The sequence below is a fragment of the Enterococcus sp. AMC1157 genome (assembly GCF_058216555.1).
The window spans coordinates 989,207-1,014,884 of record NZ_CM177099.1 but is presented as its reverse complement, the minus strand read 5'-3'; the positions used below and the strand labels follow the sequence as shown (position 1 = coordinate 1,014,884).

General features: G+C 34.8%; 30 protein-coding genes and 1 pseudogene. 20 read left to right on the top strand and 11 right to left on the bottom strand.

Features of this window, described 5'->3' with window-relative positions; translation table 11 throughout:
- Positions 1-60 precede the first annotated feature (60 nt).
- Both AC4BBX_RS04960 and AC4BBX_RS04955 read right to left on the bottom strand, forming a co-directional pair.
- The gene (locus AC4BBX_RS04960) at positions 61-1,761 is read right to left on the bottom strand and encodes a sensor histidine kinase (protein ID WP_490455340.1); all 1,701 of its coding nucleotides are present in this window, start codon (positions 1,759-1,761) and stop codon (positions 61-63) included.
- Positions 1,762-1,763: 2 nt separating this feature from the next.
- Positions 1,764-2,465, bottom strand: coding sequence for a response regulator transcription factor (locus AC4BBX_RS04955; protein ID WP_490455339.1), 702 nt, complete (start codon positions 2,463-2,465; stop codon positions 1,764-1,766).
- Positions 2,466-2,735: 270 nt separating this feature from the next.
- Here AC4BBX_RS04955 and AC4BBX_RS04950 point away from each other — a divergent pair, with 270 nt between their 5' ends.
- The 5 genes from AC4BBX_RS04950 to AC4BBX_RS04930 all read left to right on the top strand — a co-directional run bounded on the left by AC4BBX_RS04950 (position 2,736) and on the right by AC4BBX_RS04930 (position 6,167).
- Positions 2,736-3,194: a 2-thiouracil desulfurase family protein gene (locus tag AC4BBX_RS04950; protein ID WP_490455338.1), complete on the top strand. Its 459-nt coding sequence runs from the start codon at positions 2,736-2,738 to the stop codon at positions 3,192-3,194.
- A 29-nt stretch (positions 3,195-3,223) separates the two neighbouring features.
- On the top strand, positions 3,224-3,562 hold the full coding sequence (locus AC4BBX_RS04945) for a putative DNA-binding protein (RefSeq protein ID WP_490455337.1): 339 nt from the start codon (positions 3,224-3,226) through the stop codon (positions 3,560-3,562).
- A 15-nt stretch (positions 3,563-3,577) separates the two neighbouring features.
- Positions 3,578-5,002, top strand: coding sequence for a signal recognition particle protein (gene ffh / locus AC4BBX_RS04940; protein WP_490455336.1), 1,425 nt, complete (start codon positions 3,578-3,580; stop codon positions 5,000-5,002).
- Positions 5,003-5,062: 60 nt separating this feature from the next.
- Positions 5,063-5,911 (top strand): S66 peptidase family protein, encoded by an 849-nt coding sequence (locus AC4BBX_RS04935; protein WP_490455335.1) that lies wholly within the window; start codon positions 5,063-5,065, stop codon positions 5,909-5,911.
- A gap of 61 nt (positions 5,912-5,972) precedes the next feature.
- On the top strand, positions 5,973-6,167 hold the full coding sequence (locus AC4BBX_RS04930; protein ID WP_490455334.1) for a CsbD family protein: 195 nt from the start codon (positions 5,973-5,975) through the stop codon (positions 6,165-6,167).
- A 44-nt stretch (positions 6,168-6,211) separates the two neighbouring features.
- Here AC4BBX_RS04930 and AC4BBX_RS04925 read toward each other — a convergent pair whose 3' ends face one another.
- Genes AC4BBX_RS04925 through AC4BBX_RS04915 form a run of 3 tightly spaced genes read right to left on the bottom strand, consistent with a single transcriptional unit; the run spans position 6,212 to position 8,762 of the window.
- On the bottom strand, positions 6,212-7,492 hold the full coding sequence (locus tag AC4BBX_RS04925; RefSeq protein WP_490455333.1) for a hypothetical protein: 1,281 nt from the start codon (positions 7,490-7,492) through the stop codon (positions 6,212-6,214).
- Complete coding sequence (locus tag AC4BBX_RS04920; protein ID WP_490455332.1) at positions 7,492-8,382, bottom strand: ATP-binding cassette domain-containing protein; 891 nt, start codon at positions 8,380-8,382, stop codon at positions 7,492-7,494. The genes AC4BBX_RS04925 and AC4BBX_RS04920 overlap by 1 nt, the downstream gene beginning before the upstream one ends.
- Positions 8,379-8,762 (bottom strand): GntR family transcriptional regulator, encoded by a 384-nt coding sequence (locus tag AC4BBX_RS04915; protein WP_490455331.1) that lies wholly within the window; start codon positions 8,760-8,762, stop codon positions 8,379-8,381. Before AC4BBX_RS04915 ends, AC4BBX_RS04920 begins: the two co-directional genes overlap by 4 nt.
- A gap of 137 nt (positions 8,763-8,899) precedes the next feature.
- Between AC4BBX_RS04915 and AC4BBX_RS04910 the strand changes: the two genes are divergently transcribed.
- The 3 genes from AC4BBX_RS04910 to AC4BBX_RS04900 all read left to right on the top strand — a co-directional run bounded on the left by AC4BBX_RS04910 (position 8,900) and on the right by AC4BBX_RS04900 (position 11,521).
- Positions 8,900-9,427, top strand: a complete 528-nt coding sequence (locus AC4BBX_RS04910) for a dihydrofolate reductase family protein (RefSeq protein WP_490455330.1) — start codon at positions 8,900-8,902, stop codon at positions 9,425-9,427.
- 280 nt (positions 9,428-9,707) lie between these two features.
- Positions 9,708-10,892 carry a cation:proton antiporter domain-containing protein gene (locus AC4BBX_RS04905; protein ID WP_490455329.1) on the top strand — a complete coding sequence of 395 codons (1,185 nt, stop codon included), beginning with the start codon at positions 9,708-9,710 and terminating at the stop codon, positions 10,890-10,892.
- A gap of 125 nt (positions 10,893-11,017) precedes the next feature.
- Positions 11,018-11,521, top strand: a complete 504-nt coding sequence (locus tag AC4BBX_RS04900; protein WP_490455328.1) for a GNAT family N-acetyltransferase — start codon at positions 11,018-11,020, stop codon at positions 11,519-11,521.
- Positions 11,522-11,828: 307 nt separating this feature from the next.
- Here AC4BBX_RS04900 and AC4BBX_RS04895 read toward each other — a convergent pair whose 3' ends face one another.
- On the bottom strand, positions 11,829-12,068 hold the full coding sequence (locus AC4BBX_RS04895; protein ID WP_490455327.1) for a hypothetical protein: 240 nt from the start codon (positions 12,066-12,068) through the stop codon (positions 11,829-11,831).
- A gap of 14 nt (positions 12,069-12,082) precedes the next feature.
- On the opposite strand from AC4BBX_RS04895, the pseudogene AC4BBX_RS04890 reads away from it, so the two are divergent.
- Positions 12,083-12,298: pseudogene (locus AC4BBX_RS04890) on the top strand (HAD hydrolase-like protein); the annotation flags it as partial.
- Between the two features lie 69 nt (positions 12,299-12,367).
- Here AC4BBX_RS04890 and AC4BBX_RS04885 read toward each other — a convergent pair.
- Both AC4BBX_RS04885 and AC4BBX_RS04880 read right to left on the bottom strand, forming a co-directional pair.
- Positions 12,368-12,922, bottom strand: coding sequence for an NADPH-dependent FMN reductase (locus AC4BBX_RS04885; protein WP_490455326.1), 555 nt, complete (start codon positions 12,920-12,922; stop codon positions 12,368-12,370).
- A gap of 87 nt (positions 12,923-13,009) precedes the next feature.
- Positions 13,010-13,219, bottom strand: coding sequence for a helix-turn-helix domain-containing protein (locus AC4BBX_RS04880; RefSeq protein ID WP_490455325.1), 210 nt, complete (start codon positions 13,217-13,219; stop codon positions 13,010-13,012).
- 240 nt (positions 13,220-13,459) lie between these two features.
- On the opposite strand from AC4BBX_RS04880, the gene rpsP reads away from it, so the two are divergent.
- From rpsP to rplS, 8 genes are all read left to right on the top strand, one after another.
- Positions 13,460-13,735 (top strand): 30S ribosomal protein S16, encoded by a 276-nt coding sequence (gene rpsP, locus AC4BBX_RS04875; protein WP_455319742.1) that lies wholly within the window; start codon positions 13,460-13,462, stop codon positions 13,733-13,735.
- Positions 13,736-13,746: 11 nt separating this feature from the next.
- On the top strand, positions 13,747-13,992 hold the full coding sequence (locus AC4BBX_RS04870) for a KH domain-containing protein (RefSeq protein ID WP_490455324.1): 246 nt from the start codon (positions 13,747-13,749) through the stop codon (positions 13,990-13,992).
- A gap of 178 nt (positions 13,993-14,170) precedes the next feature.
- Positions 14,171-14,425 carry a hypothetical protein gene (locus AC4BBX_RS04865; protein ID WP_490455323.1) on the top strand — a complete coding sequence of 85 codons (255 nt, stop codon included), beginning with the start codon at positions 14,171-14,173 and terminating at the stop codon, positions 14,423-14,425.
- A gap of 34 nt (positions 14,426-14,459) precedes the next feature.
- Positions 14,460-15,320, top strand: coding sequence for a hypothetical protein (locus AC4BBX_RS04860; RefSeq protein WP_490455322.1), 861 nt, complete (start codon positions 14,460-14,462; stop codon positions 15,318-15,320).
- Positions 15,321-15,397: 77 nt separating this feature from the next.
- Complete coding sequence (locus AC4BBX_RS04855) at positions 15,398-16,090, top strand: hypothetical protein (protein ID WP_490455321.1); 693 nt, start codon at positions 15,398-15,400, stop codon at positions 16,088-16,090.
- A gap of 162 nt (positions 16,091-16,252) precedes the next feature.
- Entirely contained in the window at positions 16,253-16,675 is a 423-nt protein-coding gene (locus AC4BBX_RS04850) for a universal stress protein (protein ID WP_490455320.1), read from the top strand.
- Between the two features lie 175 nt (positions 16,676-16,850).
- Positions 16,851-18,572, top strand: a complete 1,722-nt coding sequence (locus AC4BBX_RS04845; RefSeq protein WP_490455319.1) for a methyl-accepting chemotaxis protein — start codon at positions 16,851-16,853, stop codon at positions 18,570-18,572.
- Positions 18,573-19,398: 826 nt separating this feature from the next.
- A complete protein-coding gene (rplS, locus tag AC4BBX_RS04840; protein ID WP_490455318.1) occupies positions 19,399-19,746 on the top strand; it encodes a 50S ribosomal protein L19 in 348 nt (115 codons plus the stop codon).
- A 115-nt stretch (positions 19,747-19,861) separates the two neighbouring features.
- Here the strand turns inward: rplS and trmD are convergent, their stop codons facing one another.
- Together trmD and rimM are read right to left on the bottom strand one after the other, a co-directional pair.
- Positions 19,862-20,599, bottom strand: coding sequence for a tRNA (guanosine(37)-N1)-methyltransferase TrmD (gene trmD / locus AC4BBX_RS04835; RefSeq protein ID WP_490455317.1), 738 nt, complete (start codon positions 20,597-20,599; stop codon positions 19,862-19,864).
- Positions 20,589-21,113: a ribosome maturation factor RimM gene (gene rimM / locus AC4BBX_RS04830; protein WP_490455316.1), complete on the bottom strand. Its 525-nt coding sequence runs from the start codon at positions 21,111-21,113 to the stop codon at positions 20,589-20,591. Before rimM ends, trmD begins: the two co-directional genes overlap by 11 nt.
- 664 nt (positions 21,114-21,777) lie before the next feature.
- On the opposite strand from rimM, the gene AC4BBX_RS04825 reads away from it, so the two are divergent.
- The 3 genes from AC4BBX_RS04825 (at position 21,778) to AC4BBX_RS04815 (ending at position 23,992) form a co-directional block, all read left to right on the top strand.
- Positions 21,778-22,461, top strand: coding sequence for a response regulator transcription factor (locus tag AC4BBX_RS04825; RefSeq protein ID WP_490455315.1), 684 nt, complete (start codon positions 21,778-21,780; stop codon positions 22,459-22,461).
- Entirely contained in the window at positions 22,461-23,438 is a 978-nt protein-coding gene (locus AC4BBX_RS04820) for a sensor histidine kinase (protein WP_490455314.1), read from the top strand. Before AC4BBX_RS04825 ends, AC4BBX_RS04820 begins: the two co-directional genes overlap by 1 nt.
- Before the next feature lie 119 nt (positions 23,439-23,557).
- Positions 23,558-23,992, top strand: a complete 435-nt coding sequence (locus tag AC4BBX_RS04815; RefSeq protein ID WP_490455313.1) for a universal stress protein — start codon at positions 23,558-23,560, stop codon at positions 23,990-23,992.
- Between the two features lie 51 nt (positions 23,993-24,043).
- Here the strand turns inward: AC4BBX_RS04815 and AC4BBX_RS04810 are convergent, their stop codons facing one another.
- On the bottom strand, positions 24,044-25,342 hold the full coding sequence (locus tag AC4BBX_RS04810) for a murein hydrolase activator EnvC family protein (RefSeq protein ID WP_490455312.1): 1,299 nt from the start codon (positions 25,340-25,342) through the stop codon (positions 24,044-24,046).
- Between the last annotated feature and the right edge of the window lie 336 nt (positions 25,343-25,678).

Sequence of the window (25,678 nt, the reverse complement as noted above, 5' to 3'; positions counted from 1 at the left end):
TCGCAATTGATTCAATTTTGTTCGAATATTATTGTCTTACTCTTATGTCATAGTCCTTTTTTATTCTATAGGAAGAGATACTGTAAAAGTAGAGCCCACTCCTAGATGGCTTTCTAACTGAATATTCCCACCTAAAAGTTCAACATAATCTTTCACAATTGCTAGACCTAATCCCGTGCCCCCAGAATTTCTTGTACGAGCTTTATCTACTCGATAGAAACGTTCAAAGATTCGTTGCTGTTCTTTTTTTTCAATGCCGATTCCAAAATCTTGAACGGTTAAAATCACTCCCGATTTTTCTTCTAAGCGAATCTTTACGGCACCGTTTTGTTTAGAGTAATTAAAGGCATTTTCAATTAAATTTTTGCAAATTGGGTAAAACAATTCCAATTTTGTAGTAAATAGATAAGTTGCAGGAACATCCAAAGTTACAGTTAAGTTCTTCTCATTGATTAGTTGTTGATAATTGGTAGTGATTTGCGAAAGAATTGTGATGACATCAACTGTTTGTATAGGATAATCAATATCTGCATTTTTGGAAAGTTGGATAATTTCTTGAATCAATGTTTGAAGACGATAAGCTTCTTTTTGCATGATTTTCAAAAATTGCGTAGCTGTTTCTGGATCATCTTTGGCACCATCTAACAATGTTTCTGTAAAACCAATTAGAGAAGTGACTGGTGTTTTTAATTCATGGGAAACATTGCCAACAAAATCTTTTTGTAACTTTTCTAATTGGCGAATTCGTGTTAAATCGTAAGAAATACCCAAGGTTTGTTGAGACTCTTCAAAGTAGCGTAAAGTTACTTCCAATTTTCGGTTATTGCTTGTTTTGAGTTCTTCGTGAACAATCGTTTGATAGGTTGTTACTTGATAAATTAATTGAATTAGACTAGTTTCCGTAATACTCTTTGTAAAAGTCTCGTTTAGAAAAGGAGTGAAGGTCGCTAGCTGTTCTTGCATAGCTACATTCATCAGTAAAAGATTTCCGTATTCATCAATAATAAAGATCCCAATCATCAAGTCATTTAATAAAATATGCAATTGTTTTTCACTGGCACTGTAAGCTTGATAAGTTAAACTCATTTGTTCACTTAAGGAATTGATAACTTGATAAAGTTCTTCGTATTGAGGAGAAGATTGCATAATGACTTCTGGATGATCGGGTGTTTCAATCATTTTTTTTAAGACGGGAAGAATTGTTTCAATAGGTCGGTTCCGTCGTCGTAAAATTTGGATAATCATACCACTCAAAATTAGACAAAGAATACTGTAGACAATAAAAATTCCTAGTTTCATTCTTTTAGAGTTTGGTAAGAAATTTTCAGTGGGCTCAGCTACTCGAATGATTTCTACTATCTCACCATCTTCTTTAATTGGGATGGCTACATAAAGTAATTCTTTGTGTAGTGTAGGACTCATCCTAAGTGAACGCCCAACTGCTCGTCCTTCCAAGACTGCTTTGATTTCTGGTCTTTGGGAGCGTGTTTCTGAAAGAGTAGGATCGAAGGTATCAAATAAAATTTGCCCTTGATTATTTAAGCGCGTGATTCTTTCTTCAGAGTCGGCCACATATACACGGGCAATTTGATCAAAATTTTGTTCTTCAGCTAAACGAATGAATAATTCTGCTTTTTGTTTAAGATAAGTCTCATGTTGAGAAAGTACCTGTTGATCATAAAAGTTTTGAATAAAATACCAGCTACCAGCAAAGATAGTTAACAGTAATGCGACTAAACTAAAAAGTGTTCTTTTTTTCATGTTTAAGGCTCCTGAAACTTATAACCAAACCCTCTGACGGTCTGTAAGTATTGCGGATGCTTAGGATCATCTTCAATTTTTTCACGAAGATGGCTAACGTGTACATCTACAATTCGACTTTGTCCATCAAAATCAAAATGCCAAATGCGATCAAGTAAAGTATCGCGATCGATAACACGTTCTTTTCTTCTCATAAAATACACAAGTAACTCAAATTCTTTAGGTGTAAGAACAATGGCTTTTCCATCTACTGTTACTTGATAGTTATTGACATCGGCAATAATTTTTCCAACAGTGATTAATTCCTGTGGTTCCTCGGTTTCATTTTTAGCAGAACGAGGCTCAATTCTTCTGAAAATAGCTTTCATTCTTGCTACAACTTCTCTAGGACTAAAAGGTTTTGTTAGATAATCATCTGCCCCAATTTCCAAACCTAAAATACGGTCAATTGGATCATCTTTTGCAGTCAAAACTAATATAGGCGTTTCGATTTTTTCTTGACGTAATTTTTTAGTAATTTCAATCCCATCTAGGTTAGGTAACATAACATCCAAAATCAAAAAATCAAAGGAGTGATTTAGGGCAAGCTCGTAACCTTCCATACCATCAGTGGCACTGGTTACTTGATAGCCTTCTTTTTCTAAATTGAATGTTAAGAGAGTGACGATAGACGGTTCATCATCTACGATTAATACTTTTTTCATAAGTGACTCCTTTTATATAAGATTGAACAGAAAAAAAGTTTCTGTCTGTTACAAAAATTGCTTAAATTATTTTTATTTACAGTTAGATTGATTGATTTCTTTTTCTGAAAAAAATTAGAAAAATATTTAAGGAAATTAATCCTATAAATCTATCTTCAAATAGAAACGAATATATCTATATATTATCATGAATCCGCCCTTGGGACTATTGTATAAGCCAATTAAATGTTATAATATAAGACGAATTTAATAGAAAAGGGGCATTTTTTCATGATTGGTGTGAGTGCTTGTTTAGCAGGTAGTTTTTGTCGGTATGATGGTCGACATCAAGAGGTTTCGCAACTAAAAGAAATGATTGCAAAAAAAGAAGCGATACAAGTTTGTCCCGAGGTATTGGGAGGTTTACCGATCCCTCGTGATCCTGCAGAAATTCTAAATGGTAATGGTTTTGATGTTTGGAGTGGAAAAACGATTGTCCAAACCAATCGTGGGGAAGATGTGACAGAAATGTTTAAAGCAGGAGCTAAGAAAGCCTATAAAGTTTTGCAAGCACGTGGCATTACGCAACTAGTATTGAAAGACAAGAGTCCATCTTGTGGCAGCCAATTAATTTATGATGGCACCTTTTCAGGAACAAAAGTAGCAGGAGTCGGTGTAGCAACCGCCTATTTTATTTTACAAGGAATGATCGTTCAATCTGAAACGGAATGGTTAAATGAATTAGAATAGAACAAGATTGAAAACAAGGAGGGATTTTAATGGAAATCGAAAAAACGAATCGAATGAATGCTCTCTTTGAATTTTATTCTACGCTATTAACACAAAAGCAAATGAATTATATGGAGTTGTATTATGCTGATGATTTTTCTTTAGGAGAGATTGCTGAGGAATTTAGTGTCAGTCGACAAGCAGTTTATGATAATATAAAGAGAACAGAAAAAATACTGGAAGATTATGAGCGTAAGCTACATTTATTTTCAGATTATATTGTTCGTGGAGAATTATTAGATCAATTAGCAGAACGGGTAACAGATAATTATCCAGAAGATGAGCAATTAGCAAGTTTAATTCGTACTATCCAAGAAATTGAAGAATAAAGGAATGAATAAAAAATGGCATTTGAAAGTTTAACAGAACGTCTGCAACAGGCGATGAGTAAGCTTCGTCGTAAAGGAAAAGTGACTGAAGCAGATGTAAGAGAAATGATGCGTGAGATTCGTCTAGCTTTATTAGAAGCCGATGTTAACTTGCAAGTTGTAAAAGAATTCACCAAAAACGTTCGTGAACGGGCAATTGGTGTGGAAGTTTTAGAAAGCTTATCTCCAGCACAACAAATCGTCAAAATCGTTGATGAAGAATTAACCAAAACATTAGGTTCGGAGACAGTAGGACTAGAAAAAAATCCCCGTATTCCAACCGTAATTATGATGGCCGGTTTACAAGGGGCGGGTAAAACGACCTTTGCAGGTAAATTAGCTAATCATTTAATGAAAACGGAAAATGCTCGTCCTTTATTAATTGCAGGAGACGTGTACCGTCCGGCAGCGATTGATCAGTTGAAAGTTTTAGGACAACAATTAAGTGTCCCTGTTTTTGATATGGGAACTGATGTAAGTCCAGTTGAAATTGTTCGCCAAGGGATGGAATTAGCTAGAGAAAAGAAAAACGATTATGTTTTGATTGATACGGCAGGTCGTCTGCATATTGATGAAAATTTGATGGAAGAACTGCAACAAATCAAAGAAGTGGCTCAACCAAATGAAATTCTATTAGTTGTTGATGCGATGACAGGTCAAGACGCAGTGAATGTTGCTGACAGTTTTAATCAACAATTAGGCATTACTGGTGTGGTTATTACTAAATTAGATGGTGATACTCGTGGGGGGGCAGCTTTATCTATTCGCTCCGTTACTGGTGCACCAATTAAATTTACTGGTACTGGTGAAAAATTAACAGATCTTGAAATTTTCCATCCAGATCGGATGTCTAGCCGAATCTTGGGTATGGGAGACATGCTGACTTTAATTGAAAAAGCGCAACAGGATTATGATGAGAAAAAAGCCGAAGAATTAGCGCAAAAAATGCGTGAAAATAGCTTTGACTTTAATGATTTTATCGAACAATTTGATCAGTTAGAAAATATGGGGCCATTAGATGATTTGATGAAAATGATTCCTGGAATGAGTCAAGTTCCAGGTTTAGAAAACTTCAAATTAGATCCGAAAGATGTCGCACGTAAAAAAGCCATGGTTTATTCAATGACTCCTGCAGAACGAGAAGATCCAGACTTGTTAAACCCAAGTCGTCGTCGTCGAATTGCTGCTGGTTCAGGAAATAGTGTGGTGGAAGTCAACCGTATGATCAAGCAGTTTAAAGAATCTCGTAAAATGATGCAACAAATGAGTAACGGAAACTTGAACAATATCCCAGGCATGGATCAAATGTTTGGTGGTGGAGTAAAAGGAAAACTTGGCAAAATGGCGATGAATCGTATGGTCAAAAAGAACAAAAAGAAAAAGAAGAAAAAGAAAAAATAACAAGTATTGAGTCAGCAGAAATGTTGGCTCAATTTTTATAATGAACGAGGAGGAGATTTGATGTTTCAATTAAAATCCGGAGATACTGTTGCTTTTGTTGCAAATTCCAATCCACAAAATCGTCCAGAAGAAATTCAAAAATTAGAAAAATGCCTGCAATCCTTGGGCTTAAAAGTAAAAAAAAGTCCTTTATTATTTGAAAATAGTTTTACGAATGGAGCGGAAAAAGCCCGTGTCATGCGTCATTTTTTTCAAGATCGAGAAATTAAGGCAATTTTTGATATTTCTGGTGGCGATCGAGCCAATGGCGTGTTACCTTATCTTGATTTTCAGTTGTTAAAGGCTCATCCTACTCCTTTTTTTGGTTATAGTGATGTAAGTTCTGTTTTAAATAGCTTGTTGGCTCATACTGAACAAACTGCCGAATTATTCCAATTAAAAACACTCATTTGGGATGAAAGTGGCGGACAAGTAGAAAAGTTTAAACAAACATTTTTTGAAGGAAAAAATAGTTTATATCAAAGCGACTGGCAATTTATACAAGGCAATGAACTAGAAGGAAGAGTGATTGGTGGGAACATTCGTTGTTTCTTAAAATTAGCAGGCACACCTTATAAACCTGATTTTACAGATAAAATTTTATTTCTAGAAAGTTATGGTGGAGATAAAAATGCTTTGTTCTCAAGTTTTCATCAGTTAAAGCAACAGCCTCATTTTGATAAATTAAAAGGAATCTTGCTTGGAACCTTTATTTCCTACCAAGAAGAAAATAGCTATCCGGTTGCAGAATTATTAAAAGATGTGTTGCAAATGCCGGATCTTCCTATTGCTATCACCCAACAAATTGGTCATCGGCCGACATCGAATGCGTTGTCTTTAGGAAGAAAAATAACGTTAAACGTCAAATAATTGGTACTTTTTTTCGCTTGGTGTTACTATTAAGATAGATTCAAGAAAGGGGAATTTCACAATGGTAAACAAAGATCAAGTTGAAGGAAAAGCAACTGAAGTAAAAGGTAAAGTTACAGGTGATGACTCTGAAGAATTAAAAGGTAAAATCCAAGGGAAATACGGAGACATCAAAGAAAAAGCTGGCGAATTAGTTGATAATGCTTCAGCAAAAATCAACGAAAAGCTAGATAAAAAAGATAAAGAAGATAAATAAGCATCAAAAAGGCGTTGGAATACAAAAGATTCCAACGCTTTTTTCTATCTATTCATTTGTTGTCGCAAATGTGAATCTCTTCGTTCTTGGAACCATTTAATAATGGAACGATGGTAGACCAGTGAGAAGCTGACGGTGAAGACCAATGCTGTGACTATCAAGAAATTTTTCAGTATATCTATTAACCCCAGATGATTGAATTGAATCATATTTAATACAGAATAGAAATCAAACAAAGCTATTCCAAAATAGATTGTTGAACCGATAAACAAACTTAAGAATGTTGGTCTTCGTAAATTAGCATTGGTAACAAAATCCCCTTCATTTTCGAGAGCAATTTTGTTAAAAATTTTTTCAGCTAAAAATAACAATAACAAACTGAAGACAACCCAGAATAAAATTCCTGATAAAGGAGTGCCTGTTTTCCCAAGATCAAACCGAGTCAAACTAGTGGGTGTTAGCATACGAATGTTTGGGAAAAAGTAAGTCAAAATATTATTAATACCATAATAAAAACTATATCCAGTGTATAGAATAAAATATCCACCTGTTATCAAGGCTAATGGGGCAAGAACTAAATTATTTAACAAAGTTCCAAAAAAGATGCCAATCGTTAAACTAAAAATACTGAAAATTAATTGACTAAAACCAGAATAAACCATTTGTAATAAACTTGCATTTAGGTAAGGAGCTGGGATTCCCATGTATTGAATTAGGATAGAGCTTAAAATTCCAATGGCAGTAACTCCGATTATTGGAAGGGCAACATAAAGTAATTTTCCTAAAAATAGCTTTTTTCGTTTTTCAGATAGGGAAAATAACAAACGATTAAAGTTTGTTTTTTGATCCACGAAAAAGAGTAAAAATCCTAAAGCAACCATTAAAATAGGGATAAAGCTACCGTCATTATGGAAATTTTGATAATAAGTAGCACCTAGCTCATACTCTTGTGGTTCAACTTCCTCTATCTCATTATATCTAGAGTAATAAGTGGAGTTATCATTGATTGTTTCTCGAAATGTCTCCAAATATTTGTTGTTTGATTTGTAAAAAATTCTTAATGTATCACTTCGATAATCTTCGATAGAATCGTAAAGAATGACTTCATCTTCGCCATCGTTATTAACGAAATAACTCTTAGAAAACCACTCTGGATTTTGCTCAAAATCTTGAATAAATTCTTCAGAATTATAGTAGTCACGTTGCTCATGCCAAGCATTTATACTATTAAAAGTAGGATAGATGTAAATTCCTAAAATTAGAATGCTAAGTGCAATCATATAACCAAAATATCGTTGAAAATAAATAGTACGGATTTTTTCCATTATTGACTCACTCCTTTGACTAGCGATTCTTGACTTAAGTTAGCTTCAAATAAATCTTCTAAAGTTAATGGAAGTTCTTCAAAGACTAGTGGCTCTAACTCTTTAATTTGACTTTCAAGTTCAACAGTGAAGTTTTCGAACAAGGCTGTCACCACACGACCTTGAAAATCAAGGGCTTTCGAGTTCTGTTTGATAATTTCTGGTACTTTTTTGGTTTTAAAGACCATCTGAATTTTCTTCGCATGTTCTCTTAACTCTTCTAAACGGTAGTCACGAGACAACGTGCTACCTTTTAGTAATAGGGCACGATCAATAATATTTTCTAATTCATTTAAATTATGTGAAGCAATTAAAGCTGTTCGACGACCTTCGCTCAAGTTTTCCAACAATAAACGAATGACTTTTTTACGAACAATAACATCCAGTCCATCAAATGGTTCATCCAATAATAGGTATTTTGCATTGGAAGAGATAGCTAAAATCATTTGAAATAATCCTTGCATTCCTTTAGACATCCGACGATATGATAAATTTATTGGAAGTTCATGTTCACGAATTAAATCAAGAAAGGTATCTTGATCAAAATTAGGATAAATTGCACGATAAAAAGCATTCAGTTTTTTGAGTGAATATTGTCCTAAAAAGTTTTCTTTGTCATCGATGTAAAAAATATCTTGGCGATGCAAAGGATCGGTTTCAATATTTTGACCATCAATTATCATTTCTCCACCATCTGTTCGATAATGTCCAGCAATCGTTCTAAATAAAGTCGTTTTTCCTGAGCCATTCCGACCAATTAAACCAACAATTTCATTTTCAAATAATTCAAAATTTATATCTTCTAAAATGACATGCTTATCAATTTGTTTTGTCACATGAGACAGTTTCATGCAATCCCTCCTAACTCAACTTTTGCTTCTTCCCACCATTCGTTAATTTCAGCGTCAGTGATTTGTAAATGCTTGGCTTCAATTAACAGAATGCTGAATTGTTTTTTCCACTCCTGAACGCGATCTTCATCTCGAGAAATATTTTCGAGCGATTTAACAAATGTTCCTTTTCCCTTAACGGTAATTAATACCTGTTCAGACTCTAATATCTTATAGGCTTTACTTACGGTATTAGGATTCATTAATAATTGTTTAGCCATTTCTCTGACTGAGGGTACTTGATCTCCGGGTTGTAGAATTCCCTGTAAAATCTCTTCCTTGATGCCAATAATCAATTGTTCATAAAATGGCCGACTATTGTTTTTATTAATTTTAACCATGGCAAGTCCTTTCTGTGAGACAAAAGTGTACTACTCGTTGTCATACACTAGTTACGTGTACTACTATACATAGTACAGTAACAAAAAGCAATCTTTTTTTGATTTTTTGTTAAAATAAGTTTGAAAGAGGTGTTGATATGAGAAAAATAGTTTTTTATGGAGCAATCAGTTTGGATGGATTTTTAGCTGATGAACAGGATAATTTGCAATGGTTGTTTGATACGGATTTGGCAGGTGTATCCACTTACGAAGCATTTGAAAAAAATATTGATACTGTGGTCATGGGAAGAGTGACATACGAAGAGACAACAAAAATGTTGGAAGAAAAACCTTTTTATTTAGGAAAAGAAAAAATTATTTTTTCTCGCACTAAAAATGAGGAACTAGATGAAGGCTATTTTACTGCTGAAAACCCAGTGCAAGTGTTACAAGAACTTCAAAAAAATGAAGGAAAAGATATTTGGATTGTTGGTGGAGGGGGCTTATTTTCTGAACTAATCGAAGCGGATTTGATTGATGAATATTGGATTCAAATAGCACCCGTTCTTTTAGGTAAAGGGAAGCGGTTATTTGAGGAAGGAAACTATCGTCAACGCTTAAAATTTGTTGAAACAACACAAATGGGCGAATTGACAGAGTTGCATTTCAAAAGAAAGCAAGGATAACACATTTGAATTAAAACACCTATTTCTTATGACAATCCAGAATTTTTTAAGGAAAAGTCGCTTATGTAAAACAAAGTAAGAGGAATCATGTTTTGGGAGTATTCAGTAAATGGGACTTAAGAACTATTGTTAGCGATTGTTGCAACTTTAGATTAGGGAGAAAAATATTTTTAACTATGAGTTTTGTTAACTAATATTTGGAATTTGTGATAAGCGCTTCCAAAGCTATTCATCACTAAAATATGCTAAAATACAAACAAATAAGTTGGTGGTGATGAGGATGTTACAAAGTTTAGGGTATATCTTTATACTAGGCTACTTTTTAGGTTATCTTTTTGAAAAAATTCGAATTCCCAATATTATTGGTTACTTAGTTGCAGGAATTGTTTTAGGACCGTTTGCCATGAATGTATTGGATGATGGTTTGATGGCGGTAGCGGGAGATTTGCGACAAATTACTTTGTTGATTATTTTGACACGAGCGGGACTTTCTTTAAAATTTAAAGACTTCAAGAAAATGGGTAGGAAAATTTTTATTGTCCCATTTTTGCCAGCTTGTTTTGAGATGTTGGCAATTTTTTTGATTGCACAATGGTTCTTTAATTTGCAAGCAATGGATGCACTTTTACTCGCAGCAGTTGTCGCTTCCTCCTCACCAGCAGTAGTTGTTCCTCGAATGGTAAAATTAATTAACGAAAATTATGGGACAAAAAAAGGGATACCTCAGTTGATTTTAGCTGGAGATTCTATTGATAATGTCTTTAATGTCGTTGTTTTTGCTACGGTCTTAGCGATGCAAACAAGTGGAGATTTTGCCTTTTCTAATTTTATTGTGGTCCCGATAGCAGTGATTTCCGGAATTGTGACTGGTTTATTGATTGGTTATTTAATAGCCAAACTTTTAAAACTGTTACAAGCACCAAATGAAATAAAAACCTTACTTTTGTTGAGTGTTGGTTTTGTTTTATTGGCTTTTGAAGAAAGAATCGATCAGTTTATTCCTTTTTCAGCTTTGATTTCGGTCATGGCGATGGGTGTGGCAATCTTACATTTTGCTCCTAAAAATGCCAGCGTAATTTCTGAACAGCTTTCAAAATTATGGGTGGGAGCACAAATTATTCTGTTTGCTTTAGTTGGATCGACAGTCGATATATCTTATGCTACGACCATCAGCTTTAAAGCAGTATTGATGTTAGTCTTAGTGTTAATCGCACGTTCTACGGGGATTCTAATATGTCATTTGGGTAGTGATTATACTCGCAAAGAAAGATTTTTTTGCGTGATGTCAGAGGTTCCCAAAGCCACCGTCCAAGCAGCTATCGGTGGAATTCCTCTGGCGATGGGGTTAGCAAGTGGGGAAATCATTCTCTCAATATCGGTCATTTCAATTTTATTCACCGCGCCTCTGGGAGCATATTTGATTGATACTTTTTATCAGAAATTGTTAACAAAAGATGATAATTAAACTATTTTTACTTTGAAAACAGACAGTTATCTCGAACAAGGGGTAGCTGTTTTTTATCACTCAATGGAGACTATTTGCAATCAATGAAAAGATATAAGACAATATTAGGGAAAGGAGTTTTTTCTATGAACTATCAAGTGAGAGAGATGCAAAAAGCAGACTGGCAAAGAGTCTACGAAGTCTATCGACAAGGTATGAAAACCGGATTGGCTACCTTTAGTGTGGAAGAATTAAGCTACGAAGACTTTGATCAGGAACGTCTTTTAGTGGGACGTCTAGTTGCTTTACACGATGACAAAATTGTAGGCTGGACTACTTTAAAAGAAGCCTACCCTAAGATTCCAGAATACAAAGGTGTGGCTGAAGTAAGTATTTATATTGATGAAGACTATCGAGGAAAAGGAACGGCAACTTTTCTTATGGAACAATTAATTTTATTGTCTGAAGAAAAAGGATTTTGGACATTGGAATCAGATATTTTCGCAGATAATGAAGGAAGTCTAGCTTTACATGAAAAAAGTGGTTTTCGCCAAGTTGGCTATCGAGAAAAAATTGGCAAAGATGATTCTGGTGTTTGGCGTGACACCGTTTTGATGGAACGCAGAAGTAAAAGAGTCGGCGTCGAATAGAACAAATTATAAAAGGGGTAGAAAGCTTAGTCTAATTAGCTTTCTATCCCTTTTGTTTGAAAGTTGTGGTAAAGAGGAGTGTTGACTTATTCATGATTATCGAACAAAAGTTGGATGTTGTGTTCGAGAATTGCTGATTATCGAACAAAAGTTGGATGTTGTGTTTGATAATTGCCGTTTATCGAACAAAAGTTGGATGTTGTGTTTGATTATTGTCGGTTTTCGAACAAAAGCCAGATGTTGTGTTTGATAATTGCTGATTTTCGAACAAAAGCCAGACCTTGTGTGCGATTATTCTCGTTAGTATTTAAAATTCTTTGTCCCAATCATCTTTGGCTTGTTGCTGCTTTTGATTTAGTTGGTTTTTATAATAATCACGGTCAACTAAAATTTTAGTTGGTTTGTTTGGTGAGTGAAGCATCTTAATTCTGGTACCAAGCTCGTAATTTAAGAGACTAGCAAATTGAGACTCTGATTTCCCGGTAATATAGTTGGTTTTGTGAATGCTTCCCTCATTATCTCTGTACTGATTTTGAAAAACATACACGAACAAAACCAACACCAGAGTATTACGAGGAAGTTTGTTCAATAAACAACCTTGATCCTAAACATTGTTTAATGGTAGGAAATGATATGAAAGAAGATGTAGCTGCCCAAGCAGTTGGGATGGACACCTGGTTAATCACGGACTACTTAATTAAATCAGACTCAGATTATTCTGATTGGCAAGGAACTAGAAAACAATTTCTTGAAAAAGTGAAGGAAGAATTTATTTGAATAGAGAATCTTAGAATAGATAAATAAAGAGCGATGAAAAATATTTTTTCATCGCTCTTTGTTATGAATTTATTTCGTTAATTTTTCAAATAAGTCAATATATTTATCGGTAATGAGTTGGAAGAATCCCACCGTATCTTCTACAAAGACGCCCTCGTCATCTAATAAATTAGTGACATTTCCAATATAAGCCTCTGGTTGTTGCAAAGTAGGCATATTTAGAAAGACAAGGGATTGGCGTAGATGATGATTTGCTCCAAAACCGCTGACTGCACCAGGAGAAACACTGACAACCAAAGCTGGTTTTCCATCCCATGCACTGTCACCATAAGGGCGAGAACCGACATCTAACGCATTTTTAATACTTGCGGGCATAGAGCGATTGTATTCAGGTGTAAAGAAAAAGACACCTTCTACTTGTTTCAGTTCTGTTCTAAAACGCGTCCAACTTTCAGGAATTTTCCCTTCAACGTCCAAATCTTCATTGTATAAAGGTAAATCACCAATTTCCAAAAAGTCTGCTTGATAGCCTTCTGGTAGTAACTCCACAAAAGTATTCGCTGTTTTGCGATTGAATGAATCTTTGCGGAGACTGCCGACGATAATTCCAATTTTCTTTACCATAAGATTTCCTCCCAATTTGATTTCATTTCTGTGAATAAATTTATTTACAACTATATCTTACTAGAAGTTAGTTTGAAATACAAAAAATTACTCTTCTTCTGAATACTCTAGAATATCCCCAGGTTGGCAATTTAAAACTTTACAAATAGCATCCAAAGTAGAAAAACGAACAGCGTTGATCCGGCCATTTTTTAATTTTGATAAATTCACATGGCTAATCCCAACTTTTGCAGATAGTTCATTTAAACTAATCTTACGATCCGCCATGACTCGATCCAAACGAGAAATAATCGCCATTTTTATCACATCCTAAACAATTTCATCGACTTTTAGAGTAACCATTACTATATTTTCAATTTTATTGTATCGAGTATTTTAATGAAAAACAACTAAAAATTAACGTTTATCGATAAAAAGTTAATGTTTTTAAAATTAAAGTAAAAAAAATATAGACTGTAAAGAAAAAACTCTTTACACCTTAGCAAAAACCTGTTAAACTAGCTCTTGTGATTAAAACCAACGGAGGTGTAAATAATAATGGCAGTAAAAATTCGTTTAAAACGCATGGGTTCTAAAAAGAGTCCTTTTTATCGTATTGTAGTAGCAGATTCTCGTTCTCCTCGTGATGGACGTTTCATCGAAACAGTAGGAACTTATAATCCTTTAACTGAACCTGCAGTAGTAACAATCAAAGAAGATTTAGTTCTTGATTGGTTATCAAAAGGTGCACAACCTTCTGATACAGTTCGTAACATCCTTTCTAAAGAAGGCGTTATGAAAAAACATCACGAAGCTAAATTCACTAAGAAATAAGGAGACCAAGTATGAAAGATTTGACAGATTTAGTCTTAACAATCGTTCGTCCTTTGGTAACCCAGCCTGACCAAGTTTCTTTAGAAATTGAAGAGTCAGATGATTTCTTTGAATATAACTTATCTGTTGCTCCTGAAGATATTGGTCGTATTATTGGTAAACAAGGACGTGTAGCGAAAGCGATTCGTACAATTGTTTACGGTGTACGTACAGATGGACCTAAAAAAGTCCGCTTAAATATCCTAGACGGTAAATAGAGAACAAAAACGCTGATATCATTAGGATATAGCGTTTTTTTGTTTACATAAATTCATATAGAACCATAGTAATTAGCTTTTATTTATGAGTTTTTCTTAAAAAAATCAGTCTTTGGTATCATGCTTCTTGACCAATTTTGTTTCATAATAGACAATAAGATAGAGGGGAGCGAGCGTTATGGAGAGTATACTTGGTATCGCAGTTGTTATTTTTATATTAATTTTTATTTACAAAATAGGTTCGGCAATTTGGCGTGCGCTTGGTGTATTAGTATTAATTGCACTAGTTTGGTTATTTAGAAATCAAATTATGGCACAAATTGATCAAATTAGTCATTCAATTGAATCAGGAAACTTCTTAGAGGAGACACAACGTTTCTTTGTCAAGATTTGGCAAAACTTAATTCGTTGGTTTGGTAGTTTAGCGGGGTAAAAAAGAAAAATGATAGCAAGTGGAGGGACCTTTTATGAAAAAAGGGATATTTGTTAGTATTCATGTATTAATGTTATTAATGGTGGGTTGTAGTTCTAGAACAACAAGCTCTACAGAGACATCAACAAATCAGACAGTTGAAATTACAACGACGAGCGAATCAGCCGTTATTACTTCTGAAACAACTATTTCTACTAGTCAACCAGTAGAAAGTAGTGAAACAAGCACTTCTTCAGAGGAAAGCAATTCGGCATCTACAGAAGCTTCATCAGAAAGTTCGAAAGAAACTGAATCAGAAAATGCACAATCAGAGCTATCTCAATTGTATCCGAATGTTGCATTTCCAAAAGACATTTCTCATACAGAAGGAAATGCGTTGAATATTGCAGTGGCTGGGGATGAAGATAAGTTGTCAGTGCTATATTTTGATATGAGTACACCACTGATTGTGAATAAAAAAGAATTAAATCATGAGACACCTATCGCTCAATATCAACAAGAAGTCTTTCCATCTGCCCAAGAAGCTAAAGAAGCTGTTAATTTAAAAATGGATATGAATGGCATGAAAGTTGATTTGGGCTATGGTATCACTGGTTATCAACAAGGTGCAGCAGGTTCATCCTATATCGCATGGCAAGAAGGAAACTGGAATTTAGTGGTCCGTGCTAGCAATGTGATGGAACAAGATCCTCTACCAGTAGCAAAAGAGATTGTAGAATATTTGGAAATAGCCATGTTGCCAGCGCCTGAAGAAATTGGTCAAATTACAGTCGATTTAGTCGTTGATGGCTATCGCGGAAATGAAGTTATTTGGCAAGTTGATAATGAAATGTATGCGGTTCGTCATGAAGATCCAATGGCCGCTCTTAGAATGGCTGTTTCTATTATCGAATAATTTTGGACTGTGAGAGGATTGGCTAACTACTCAGCAATTCTTATCACAGTTTTTTTATGAATTGTAGGAGGTAACTAATGTTAGGTGGAGAATTCACTTTGACACAATGGAAACAAGCAGAAATTTTTTATCATACGCTGTTTCCAATCATGTTAGTGGTTGGGTTAGCTAGTATTTTATTTCTACTATTGTTTCTACTTTATCAGAATGAACATCGTAAAAAAATAGGTTCTATTTTAAGTAGTGTCTTAGTTATAATCGGTATCGCTTATTTTATAGGGGATCATTTTTATGGAGACTACAAGTATTACAATCAAAAGATATATGCAGATATTCGTAATCGAGAAAAAACATTTACAGGATATAAGTATTATTCAGATAGTCAAGTAAGGTCTAGCCAATCCATTCAGGAACGAGAAACGGTGGAGGAATTAGCCATTTATCAACCTGAAAAGATAGAACAAGAGATTGAATATTTAGGTCGAGCTTATAATTCAGTCTATTTCAAAATTGGATTAGAACGTTTCTCACTGTTTGCGAATCCGACATTTGAAGAGGTAGAAAATCCAAAATTAGTTGGCACTAAATATAATCTTTCAGAAAAAGAATTTGGTGAAATTGGTTTTGTGCCAGAAACACGTATTTTTTTAGAAAAGATTATTATTCCAAAATCAATGGAAGATTTGGAATACGTTCATGAAGGAAGCCATACAAAAGATTTTCGTTTACTTCAGTCTGATTGGACAGTGATTAGAGAAAATATTAAATAAATAATTTTAGCCTATTCTTTTTAAGAGTAGGTTTTTTTGTCGTACAAATCCAATTTTTTAACGATTAAAGGATATTAATCGTTCACTTCATGATAAAATGGAAATAAGGAGTTCCTAACGTTGGTGGATGATAAAAAGGCTGGATGAAAGGATGAAACAGCTATGCATAAGAATATTTTGGTGGCAATCGATGGATCGAGAATGACTAGTCGAGTATTAGAACGAGCGATGAAAGAAGTCTTGTTGAAGGATGGAACACTGACTATTTTGCGTGTGCTTGAAACCCCGGAATATTTATGGTCCTCTCCCAAATTAAGGACCATTATGGAGAGAACGAAATCTTTTCTAGAGGATGAATTAGAAGAGATGAAAGCGGAAATGGTCAAAGAAGTACCCGAGGAAAAAATTAATTTTTTTGTAGAATATGGGAATCCCAAAGAAAAGATTATTGATTTTGCTAAATCATCAGAAAAAAGTGATTTGATAATTATTGGCGCTACGGGAGAATCAGAAGAAACCTTTGCAGGATCTACCGCAACTTTTGTTATTAATTTTGCTTCCTGTGACGTATTAGTAGTTAGATAACCATAATAAGATTGAGACATAAGTAAAAACAAGATGATCTACTTATGTCGCAGTCTTTTTTTTATGGATTCAAAAAATATTAGTTTTTGATTTAATTTTAGAATATTAAAACCGATAGTAATATAGAATGCTAGTTAAAAGCATCGGAAAACGTGAGGAGGTTTAAATTAGTTTAATGAAAAGAAAAAAAGAAAAAAGAGTTAGTCACATGAGTGTTGGAAAGAAGTTAAATCTAGCATTTATCACCTTAATTGTTTTACTAGCAACCTCAATTGGAAGCACTTTTTTGAGCTTGACGAATATTAATTCTCAAGTAGAAGAAGTTTTGGAACAGCGAATGGATAAGCTGTTACTTGCGGCAGATATTCGTCGGGATGTAGCAGCTGAGGGTACATATCTTCGCAGTGTGGTACTGAATCCCGATTATACGGCCCATCGATCTAAGTTACTCTCAACAATGAATAGTTTAGAGGAAAATTTAGCAACTTTAGAACCAAAAATCGATTCAGATGAGTTTCAATCTTACTATGATGAACTAATTATTGTAAATCAAGCGTTAAAGAAACAGATAGATATTGTACTAAATTCACTAGATACCAATGACCGCGAAAATGCTCTAATAACAGTCAATGCTAGAATTGGAACAGTGACGGATCAACTACTTGCTACGGCTCAAAAGATGATGGATTTTCAAACAGACTACATGGAAGAAATTCAGAGAGAGACTCGAAATAGTATCACTTTTGCTATTTTAATTTCTGCTATTGTTTTTATTATCAGTCTAGCTGCAGCAAGTTATTTGATGATGAGTGTTCGTAAAACAATCACAAAACCTTTGAAAGAAGTGATTGGTCTTGCTAAATCCTTTGGTGAGGGAGATTTAACAACGGAAGATATCGAAGTGAGAAGTAAAGACGAGATTGGTCAGTTGGCTACGGTCTTTAATGAATCAAAACATACTTTCCGTAATTTAATCAGTCGTATCCAAGGAAGCTCAGAGCAATTAAGTGCTTCCTCTCAAGAATTATCTGCAAGTGCAGAAGAAGTTCTAGCCACGACGGAAGAAGTTGCTCGTCAAGCAGACGACACAGCTGGTGTTGCTCAAGGATCTGCCAGTGCGGCCAACGAAAGTGCGATTGCCATGGATGAAACGGCTCAAGGTGTGCAGCGAATTGCTGAGGCTTCTCAAGTCTTATTTGATTCATCCAATCAAACAAATAAAGAAGCTCAAAGTGGGACAGGGGTTATTAATCAGGCAACCCAACAAATGAATACTATTTTTGAAAGTTCTTCATCTGTGAACACTTTGATTCAAAAATTGGCAAGTGAAACAGAAGAAATCGAAAATATTATTGATGTTTTAACTAGTATTACTGCTCAAACTAATTTACTTGCTTTAAATGCAACGATTGAAGCTGCAAGAGCTGGCGAACAGGGTAAAGGTTTCCTTGTAGTTGCTGAAGAAGTTCGTAAATTAGCAGAAGAATCGAAAAAATCAGCAACGTCAATCAATGCTTTGACTCTTGAAATTAAAGAAGATACTCAAAAAGTAGCTGAAGCCATGTCAATGACGTTACCAGCTGTAGAAGAAGGCGTCTCTATTATTGGACAAGCCGGAACTTCTTTTAATTCAATTGTATCTGCTGTGCGTGAAATGACGAATCAAATTCAAGATATTTCAACAACGGCTGAAGAACTTTCTGCAAGTGCAGAGCAAGTGTCTGCTTCAGTTTCTGAAATTTCGAATGGTTCACAATTGACGTCAAACAACATTGATTCAATTGCTGTTGCGATGCGTGAACAATCTGACACCATTAGTGACGTAGCGAATGTTGCGATGTCTCTAAGTCAAACTTCTCAAGTTTTACAGGAAGAATCTCGCAAATTTAAAGCTTAGAAAAAAGACCAACTGCATTTTTTGTAGTTGGTTTTTTTTATGCGCAGTTTGTCTAGAAACTATCTTTTTACACGAGATTGATTGGGAGTAGAATAGGAAACTACATAATTCTTCTTCATATTTAATCTGCGAAGAAATTATTTTTGTTGATAGCTTTAAATTTATATAGTAAGGACTATTCGTTATCAGTCACAGCAATTTGACACTTCACTGCGATAGAGGCTTGCTTGGGTCATCCCGGAACCGCTCCAAGCCTGTGGTCTTGGAGCTTTCAAGCTTCACACGCAAAGTAAGCCAATCAATTGGCAACTGTGCATTGTTCACATTGAATTCTTGACGGGGCGACAACGCAAGCCTCTCTCAACGTTTACGCTAAAAGCTGATTGAAAGGTGTTATTTATTGAACTTGTTTCTTTCATTATTTTACCTTATATTATCACTTTATTAGTTAACCTACAGAAATTTTGAAAGCTATCTAACGTAACAGAACAACAAAAACTGCACTGTCACCAAAAGAAGATGAGCCTCAAACTGTCACTTATCGCAGCGATTAGTGACAGTTTGAAGCTTGGCAGACTGGAGACTCCAGTTGGTACCACGATCAACAAAAGTAGACTTCGTTGTGTAGTGCAGCGAAGAGATTAAGCAAATAACTGTGAATGGTAACGATTATTCAATAAAAAATCAGATTGACAAGAATTTTTTCTTTACACTCTCTATAGAGTATGCTAAACTGTTTCAGTGAGTGTAAAGCTCAACTATTACAATATTCCGCTGAGATGACAAAATATCTTAAGAATGTTTGGGAATAAGGAGAATGATAAATATGAATCCATTGATTCAAGAACTAACTCAAGAACAATTACGTAATGACATCCCAGCTTTCCGTCCTGGAGACACTGTACGCGTTCACGCGAAAGTTGTCGAAGGAACTCGCGAACGTATTCAGTTATTCGAAGGCGTTGTTATCAAACGTCGTGGAGCTGGAATCAGCGAAACTTATACAGTTCGTAAAATGTCTAACGGTGTTGGTGTGGAACGTACTTTCCCATTACACACTCCACGTGTTGCACAAATTGAAGTTGTTCGTTACGGTAAAGTTCGTCGTGCAAAATTGTACTACTTACGCGCTTTACACGGAAAAGCAGCTCGTATCAAAGAAATCCGTCGTTAATCGACAAACTAGAACCCTTGAGAAATCAAGGGTTTTTTGTTTATTTCCATTTCAAAAACCATCCAAACGACACTATGTCTATTTCAGACAAATGAGTGTTGTGTGGATGGTTTTTTTATTGTTCTTCTTTTTTGATTTCAACTAACAGTTTTTTCATCTGTTCAGTGAGTTCTAATTTTTCCAACATATCTGGTCGACGTAAGTAAGTTCGTCTCAGAGATTCTTTTAATTGCCACTCTTCAATTAATTTGTGGTTCCCATTCATTAAGACGGCAGGTACTTCCATGTCGTTAAAAACAGCAGGACGAGTATATTGTGGATGTTCCAGTAAGCCAGTAGAATGAGAATCAGTTTGGGCAGAAAGATTATTCCCTAACACCTCAGGTAATAGACGAACAGTCGCATCAATCATCACCATTGCACCTAATTCCCCACCAGTTAAGACATAATCACCTAAGGAAACTTCATCCGTCACTAATGAACGGATACGCTCATCGTAACCCTCATAATGGCCACAAATAAAAACTAAATGTTCTTCCTGAGAAAATTCTTCTGCCATTGCTTGATTAAACGGTTTTCCAGCTGGATCAAGTAAAATGACTCTTTTTTTAGTCGTTGGAGCTTCTTGTTCAATTGCTTGAATATTATCGTAGATCGGTTGTACCTTTAATAACATACCAGCTCCGCCACCATAGGGATAATCATCTACTGTTTGATGTTTGTTATCAGAAAAATTACGGAAGTTTGAAACGTTCATTTCTAACAAACCTTTTTCTCGTGCTTTACCAATGATGGATTCACCCATTGGACCTTCAAACATTCTTGGAAAAAGCGTCAGTACATCAATTCTCATCGTCTAACAACCCTTCTGGAATTTCTACATGGACTTCATTTGCATCCAAATCGATTTCTTTGACGACGGAGTCAATGTAGGGGATTAGGGCATCTTTTTTTCCTTTGCGTTGAACAACCCAAACATCATTGGCACCAGGAGATAAAATTTCTTTGATTGTACCAAGAAGCTCTCCGTTTTCATCTAAGACATTTAAGCCGATGATTTCATAATAGTAGTATTCGTTTTCTTCTAAATCAGTTAAATCGTACTCAGATACTTTTAAAATCCCGTCTCGGAATTTTTCCACATCGTTGATTGTTAAGTATCCTTCGAAAGTCAATAAGTCAAAATTTTTATGTTTGCGATGACTAGCGATGGTTAATTTTAAAGGCTGCTTTCCTTCTTGAAATAAAGTTAATTTAGCCCCTTTTTTGTAGCGTAATTCTGGAAAATCAGTTTGAGAAATTACACGTACTTCTCCACGAATTCCGTGCGTATTTACAATTTTTCCGACATTTAAATATTCAGTCACAACTTTTCCTCTTTTCTTTTGAAGTCCTATTTATTTTAGCATGCTTAGCCAGTGAATTCTAGATTAAGACAATACTTCTCTTCTTTTTAACACTTTAGCTTGCTACTACTTGCCAAAGTCAAATAAAACTTCCAGAACAAAACTCCAAAAGTCCATTTGTCGTGTGAGAACGCAAAGAACCTTATACAGAGTATCTTTGGCTGCTGACGTTCACACTCTAACTAAGCGCTAATCGCACTAATTCAGAGTCATTCATTCAGCTTTTTCGAACACGACCAATGACTTTCTCCGTTTTGTTCTTTCAATTTTTGTATATGACTTATCAATAGATTAGTTGAGAATAACTGTCAAAACTGGAAAGCCATCTGGGAGAAAAGTTAGACATAGTGAGCTAAAAGATGAGGATGAATTACGCAGTGTTGAAAGTGGTGATCAACTACTTTCTTACACTGCGTTTGAACGCCGAAAGGTTTGAGACTCTTAAGAGGCTCATACCGGTCTCTCACAATGTCTGTTCTTTGCGGACAGATGGATTGGAAGTTTTTAATTCTCTTTTTTGACTATCGATAGTCGTTGTAACTTAACAGTTTTGTCACTTTGCCATTCTCGGCTTTCTTCTCTTTTGTGATTATGTTATAACTAAAATGAGAAAAGAGGGGAAACGATGGCAAATACAATCTATTTAATTGAAGACGATGAAACAATTGTGTCAGGAATCTCTGAGCATTTACAGCAGTGGGGGTATACTGTTATTGCACCCAAAGAATTTCAAGAAATCTTTCACGAGTTTCAGCAATTATCACCAGATTTAGTACTGATGGATATTTCTTTACCTTATTTTAATGGGTTTTATTGGTGTCAGGAAATTCGAAAAGTCTCAGAAGTGCCAATTATTTTTCTATCATCAGCAGAAGAAAAAATGAACCAAATAATGGCAATGAATATGGGCGCAGATGATTTTGTGGCCAAGCCCTTTGATATTAGTTTGTTAGTCGCTAAAATTCAAGCACTCTTACGACGTAGCTACCAATATGGCAAACAAGCATTGCAATACGAATTAGCCGGAAGTACATTTTATCCTTTAGAAAATCAAATAAAAACAGAAACTGAAACGGTTGTTTTATCACCTAATGAAACCCGTATTTTAGCTGTTCTAATGCAAAAACAAGGGGAAATTGTCCCTCGAGAAGAAATTATTCAAACTCTTTGGAATAGTGATGAATTTATTGATAACAATACACTATCCGTCAATATGACTCGCATACGAAAAAAACTACAATCAATTGGTATTGAAGAAAAAATCCAAACGGTTAAGAATCGCGGCTATCTAGTTGAAAAGGAGCAATAATGAGTTATTTAAAAGAGAACTTAAAGGTTTTAGTTTTATATGTATTATTTCTTGGAATAACATTTCTGACCTTATTTTTATATAATCTTCCTTTAGAACCTTTTAGAGATGTTTTTTTATTTTTGAGTTTCATTTTAATTATTTACCTATTGATTCAAGGGTATTTCTATCGACGTAAAGTTAAACAACTGCAGAAGATGAGTCAAAATACTTTAACCTCACAAGTCCGTTTATTTTTACCACCAGCAATGACCAGAAGTGAAAAACTTTATCAAGAGTTACTAATAAAAACGGCAACAGAAAAAGACGAGCAACAGCAGCAGATTATTGAAAATAAAGAAGAGATATTAATCGATTTTGGATTATGGTTACATCAAATAAAGACACCCATTGCCGGTTTGGATTTATTGGTTCAGTCTTCACAACCAAATTCATTAAAAATGAAAAATGAACTGTTTAAAATTAACGAGTATTTACAAATGATGCTGAATTATTTGCGACAAAATTTGGATCACGAAGACTTAGTGATTGAGAAAGTTGCTTTGGATGTAGTAGTCAAAGATGTTTTAAAGAAATATGCGATGTTTTTTTCTCAAAAAGATTTAGGTTTAGTAATGAAATCTCTACAAGTAAGTGTTTACACAGATCGCAAATGGTTAAGTTTTATTTTGGAACAATTATTGTTTAATGCCATTAAATACACTAAGACTGGTGAAATTGCTTTCGTTTGGGAAAATGAACAATTGGTTTTATCTGATACAGGAATAGGTATTCGACCAGAAGATCTACCAAGAGTATTTGAAAAAGGATACACAGGATATAATGGACGTGAACAACAAAGAGCCAGTGGATTAGGTTTGTATCTTTGTCAAATGGTCGCAAGTAAAATCGGTATTCGTTTAACTATGGAATCGGAAGTTGGTAGAGGTACTCGAGTAAAATTGAGCTTTCCTAATGAACTAAATTTCAATGAATAATTTACACTTATATTCTGTAACAAATAATTAAAATCCATGAATTTAGAATGCTTCGATGGATTTTAATTTTGCATGGGAGAACATAAGTGCTATAATATAAGAAAGAGGAGGCGTTTACAATGTTGGATAAGTACAGAAAGATTTTGATCGCGTTGGATGGCTCTAGTCAGTCGGAGAAAGCTTTTTCTGAAGGAGTAGAAGTAGCTAAAAGAAATAATGCCACAGTTTATCTTGCTTGGATTATCAATGATGTAGAATTAACAACAAGTACTTATGCTTTTTCAAAATTACTTCATGATGAGGAAGCTTTTGTAAAAGAATTTATGGACAAGAAAGTACTAGCCTTAAAAGAAGCAGGTCTTGAAAATGCGGAAGTGGTCATTGAAGTAGGATCGCCAAAACGAAAATTAGCAACGGATATTCCAGAAGAGTATGATATTGATTTAATTGTTATCGGCTCAACAGGTAAAGGGGCATTAACCCAAGCCTTGATTGGTTCGACAACAGCCTTTGTAGTAAATCATGCAGTTTGTAATGTATTAGTTGTAAAATAGCGTACAAAAAAAGAGTGAATATTGAATTCACTCTTTTTATATTACGATTAATCATGCTCCGATAAATGGTGCTGGATCAACAAAACCACTCCAAACACCTGTACCTAGACCGAAATGCAAGTGTGTTCCAGTTGAACGTCCAGTAGTTCCCATACCACCAACAGTAGTTCCTTGACTTACTGATTGACCACTTGAAACATAAATACTGCTTAAGTGTAGATAATGTGAATAATAACCATTTCCATGATCAACAATTACATAATTACCACCTGATGGATCAAAACCAGTTTGAACAACTGTTCCAGATTGTACAGAAAAGATTGGTGTTCCAGTTGAACCTACTAAATCAATGCCATCATGGAATTCTGTTCCAGCTCCAGTTGGGTTAGCTCTCATACCATAAGGACTAGAAACTTGGATACTACTTACTGGTGAAATCCAACCAGAAGAATTTGTTGATGGAGCAGAGGCAGCTGGTGTTTCTTGAACAACTACTTCTTCAACAACAGCACTTAAAGTGTTAGTAGCAGGAGCTTGAACTGCATTTGTTTGTGCCGCAAGAGCAGCTTCGGCAGCCGCTGCTGCTTCTGCTTTAGCTTGTTCTTCAGCAAATGCTTTACGAGCAGCTTCTTCTCTAGCTTTTTGCTCCGCTTGTTCTTTCAATTGTTGCTGACGTCTACGCTCAGCTTCTTCTTTTTCTTTAATGAATTTTTCTTTTTGTGATTTTTCAGTTGCTACAGAAGCTTTTAAGTCACTAATCAAAACTTCTTGGTACAATTGAATTTCAACTAATTCTTCTTGCATCACTTTTAATTGAGCACTTTTTTCTTCAATTGCTTCCAAACGTGCTTCTGATTCTGCATATAATTCTTCAAGCTTTTGTTGATCCTTTTGTTGATCTTTGATGATGTCGTTGTTTGCACCGACCATTGTTGTCAAGGCAACAGCACGACTCAAAGCATCATTAAGAGAATCTGCAGTTAAAATAGCTTCCAAGAAATTATCTGTACTTTGATTTGTTTGAACGTTGACTGCTTGTTGTTTCAAACGTTCTGAACGATTTTCAATCGCAATTTCCAAATCTTTAATTTCATCATATAATTCATTTAAGCGTTGTTCTTCTTCAATTTTTGAAGCAAGAACTTCTTCAATTTCGAATTCAACTTCAGAAATTCGAGTTTGAATATTTGTTAATTCAGTTTCAGCTGATTGTTGCTCATTTTCTAGAGCTTCAATTTTTTGATCCTGAGCTTTAATTTTATCGTCTATTTCATTCGCAAAAGTAGATACTGGAGCTAGCAAAAACGTACTCAGTAATAGGAATGATGTAGCTTTCTTTAACTTAATCATAAATAACCTCACAATTTTTATAATTGTTACCTTAATCAATATAATCGATAATTGTGAGGTAAGTGTGAGTAAATCGAAAAAGATAGTGAATTTCGCAACTTTTAATCTGTTTGAAATATATCTGACAGATTTGACATATTAAGTTATTTTATAAAACCATTCTTCATAGTATAATAGTAGTACTTTAAAAGAAATAAGGTTGCCAGTCTCACTTACTAGGAACTCCAAGCTAGTGAGATGGTATCCGCAATTTCAATCAAACTTAAATTTTCGTTTTTAGAAAATTTAAATACATTAAAAGAAATAAGGTTGCCAGTCTCACTTACTAGGAACTCC

Bases quoted from the DNA above. Each gene is read 5' to 3' on its own strand.
- rpsP (WP_455319742.1), top strand. From the start codon at position 13,460: ATGGCAGTAAAAATTCGTTTAAAACGCATGGGTTCTAAAAAGAGTCCT.
- AC4BBX_RS04870 (WP_490455324.1), top strand. From the start codon at position 13,747: ATGAAAGATTTGACAGATTTAGTCTTAACAATCGTTCGTCCTTTGGTA.
- AC4BBX_RS04935 (WP_490455335.1), top strand. From the start codon at position 5,063: ATGTTTCAATTAAAATCCGGAGATACTGTTGCTTTTGTTGCAAATTCC.
- AC4BBX_RS04900 (WP_490455328.1), top strand. From the start codon at position 11,018: ATGAACTATCAAGTGAGAGAGATGCAAAAAGCAGACTGGCAAAGAGTC.
- AC4BBX_RS04845 (WP_490455319.1), top strand. From the start codon at position 16,851: ATGAAAAGAAAAAAAGAAAAAAGAGTTAGTCACATGAGTGTTGGAAAG.
- AC4BBX_RS04850 (WP_490455320.1), top strand. From the start codon at position 16,253: ATGCATAAGAATATTTTGGTGGCAATCGATGGATCGAGAATGACTAGT.
- AC4BBX_RS04955 (WP_490455339.1), bottom strand. From the start codon at position 2,465: ATGAAAAAAGTATTAATCGTAGATGATGAACCGTCTATCGTCACTCTC.
- AC4BBX_RS04860 (WP_490455322.1), top strand. From the start codon at position 14,460: ATGAAAAAAGGGATATTTGTTAGTATTCATGTATTAATGTTATTAATG.
- AC4BBX_RS04885 (WP_490455326.1), bottom strand. From the start codon at position 12,922: ATGGTAAAGAAAATTGGAATTATCGTCGGCAGTCTCCGCAAAGATTCA.
- AC4BBX_RS04815 (WP_490455313.1), top strand. From the start codon at position 23,558: ATGTTGGATAAGTACAGAAAGATTTTGATCGCGTTGGATGGCTCTAGT.
- trmD (WP_490455317.1), bottom strand. From the start codon at position 20,599: ATGAGAATTGATGTACTGACGCTTTTTCCAAGAATGTTTGAAGGTCCA.
- AC4BBX_RS04880 (WP_490455325.1), bottom strand. From the start codon at position 13,219: ATGGCGATTATTTCTCGTTTGGATCGAGTCATGGCGGATCGTAAGATT.
- AC4BBX_RS04920 (WP_490455332.1), bottom strand. From the start codon at position 8,382: ATGAAACTGTCTCATGTGACAAAACAAATTGATAAGCATGTCATTTTA.
- AC4BBX_RS04820 (WP_490455314.1), top strand. From the start codon at position 22,461: ATGAGTTATTTAAAAGAGAACTTAAAGGTTTTAGTTTTATATGTATTA.
- AC4BBX_RS04810 (WP_490455312.1), bottom strand. From the start codon at position 25,342: ATGATTAAGTTAAAGAAAGCTACATCATTCCTATTACTGAGTACGTTT.
- AC4BBX_RS04865 (WP_490455323.1), top strand. From the start codon at position 14,171: ATGGAGAGTATACTTGGTATCGCAGTTGTTATTTTTATATTAATTTTT.
- AC4BBX_RS04855 (WP_490455321.1), top strand. From the start codon at position 15,398: ATGTTAGGTGGAGAATTCACTTTGACACAATGGAAACAAGCAGAAATT.
- AC4BBX_RS04905 (WP_490455329.1), top strand. From the start codon at position 9,708: ATGTTACAAAGTTTAGGGTATATCTTTATACTAGGCTACTTTTTAGGT.
- AC4BBX_RS04925 (WP_490455333.1), bottom strand. From the start codon at position 7,492: ATGGAAAAAATCCGTACTATTTATTTTCAACGATATTTTGGTTATATG.
- AC4BBX_RS04915 (WP_490455331.1), bottom strand. From the start codon at position 8,762: ATGGTTAAAATTAATAAAAACAATAGTCGGCCATTTTATGAACAATTG.
- AC4BBX_RS04910 (WP_490455330.1), top strand. From the start codon at position 8,900: ATGAGAAAAATAGTTTTTTATGGAGCAATCAGTTTGGATGGATTTTTA.
- rplS (WP_490455318.1), top strand. From the start codon at position 19,399: ATGAATCCATTGATTCAAGAACTAACTCAAGAACAATTACGTAATGAC.
- AC4BBX_RS04950 (WP_490455338.1), top strand. From the start codon at position 2,736: ATGATTGGTGTGAGTGCTTGTTTAGCAGGTAGTTTTTGTCGGTATGAT.
- AC4BBX_RS04960 (WP_490455340.1), bottom strand. From the start codon at position 1,761: ATGAAAAAAAGAACACTTTTTAGTTTAGTCGCATTACTGTTAACTATC.
- ffh (WP_490455336.1), top strand. From the start codon at position 3,578: ATGGCATTTGAAAGTTTAACAGAACGTCTGCAACAGGCGATGAGTAAG.
- AC4BBX_RS04825 (WP_490455315.1), top strand. From the start codon at position 21,778: ATGGCAAATACAATCTATTTAATTGAAGACGATGAAACAATTGTGTCA.
- AC4BBX_RS04945 (WP_490455337.1), top strand. From the start codon at position 3,224: ATGGAAATCGAAAAAACGAATCGAATGAATGCTCTCTTTGAATTTTAT.
- AC4BBX_RS04930 (WP_490455334.1), top strand. From the start codon at position 5,973: ATGGTAAACAAAGATCAAGTTGAAGGAAAAGCAACTGAAGTAAAAGGT.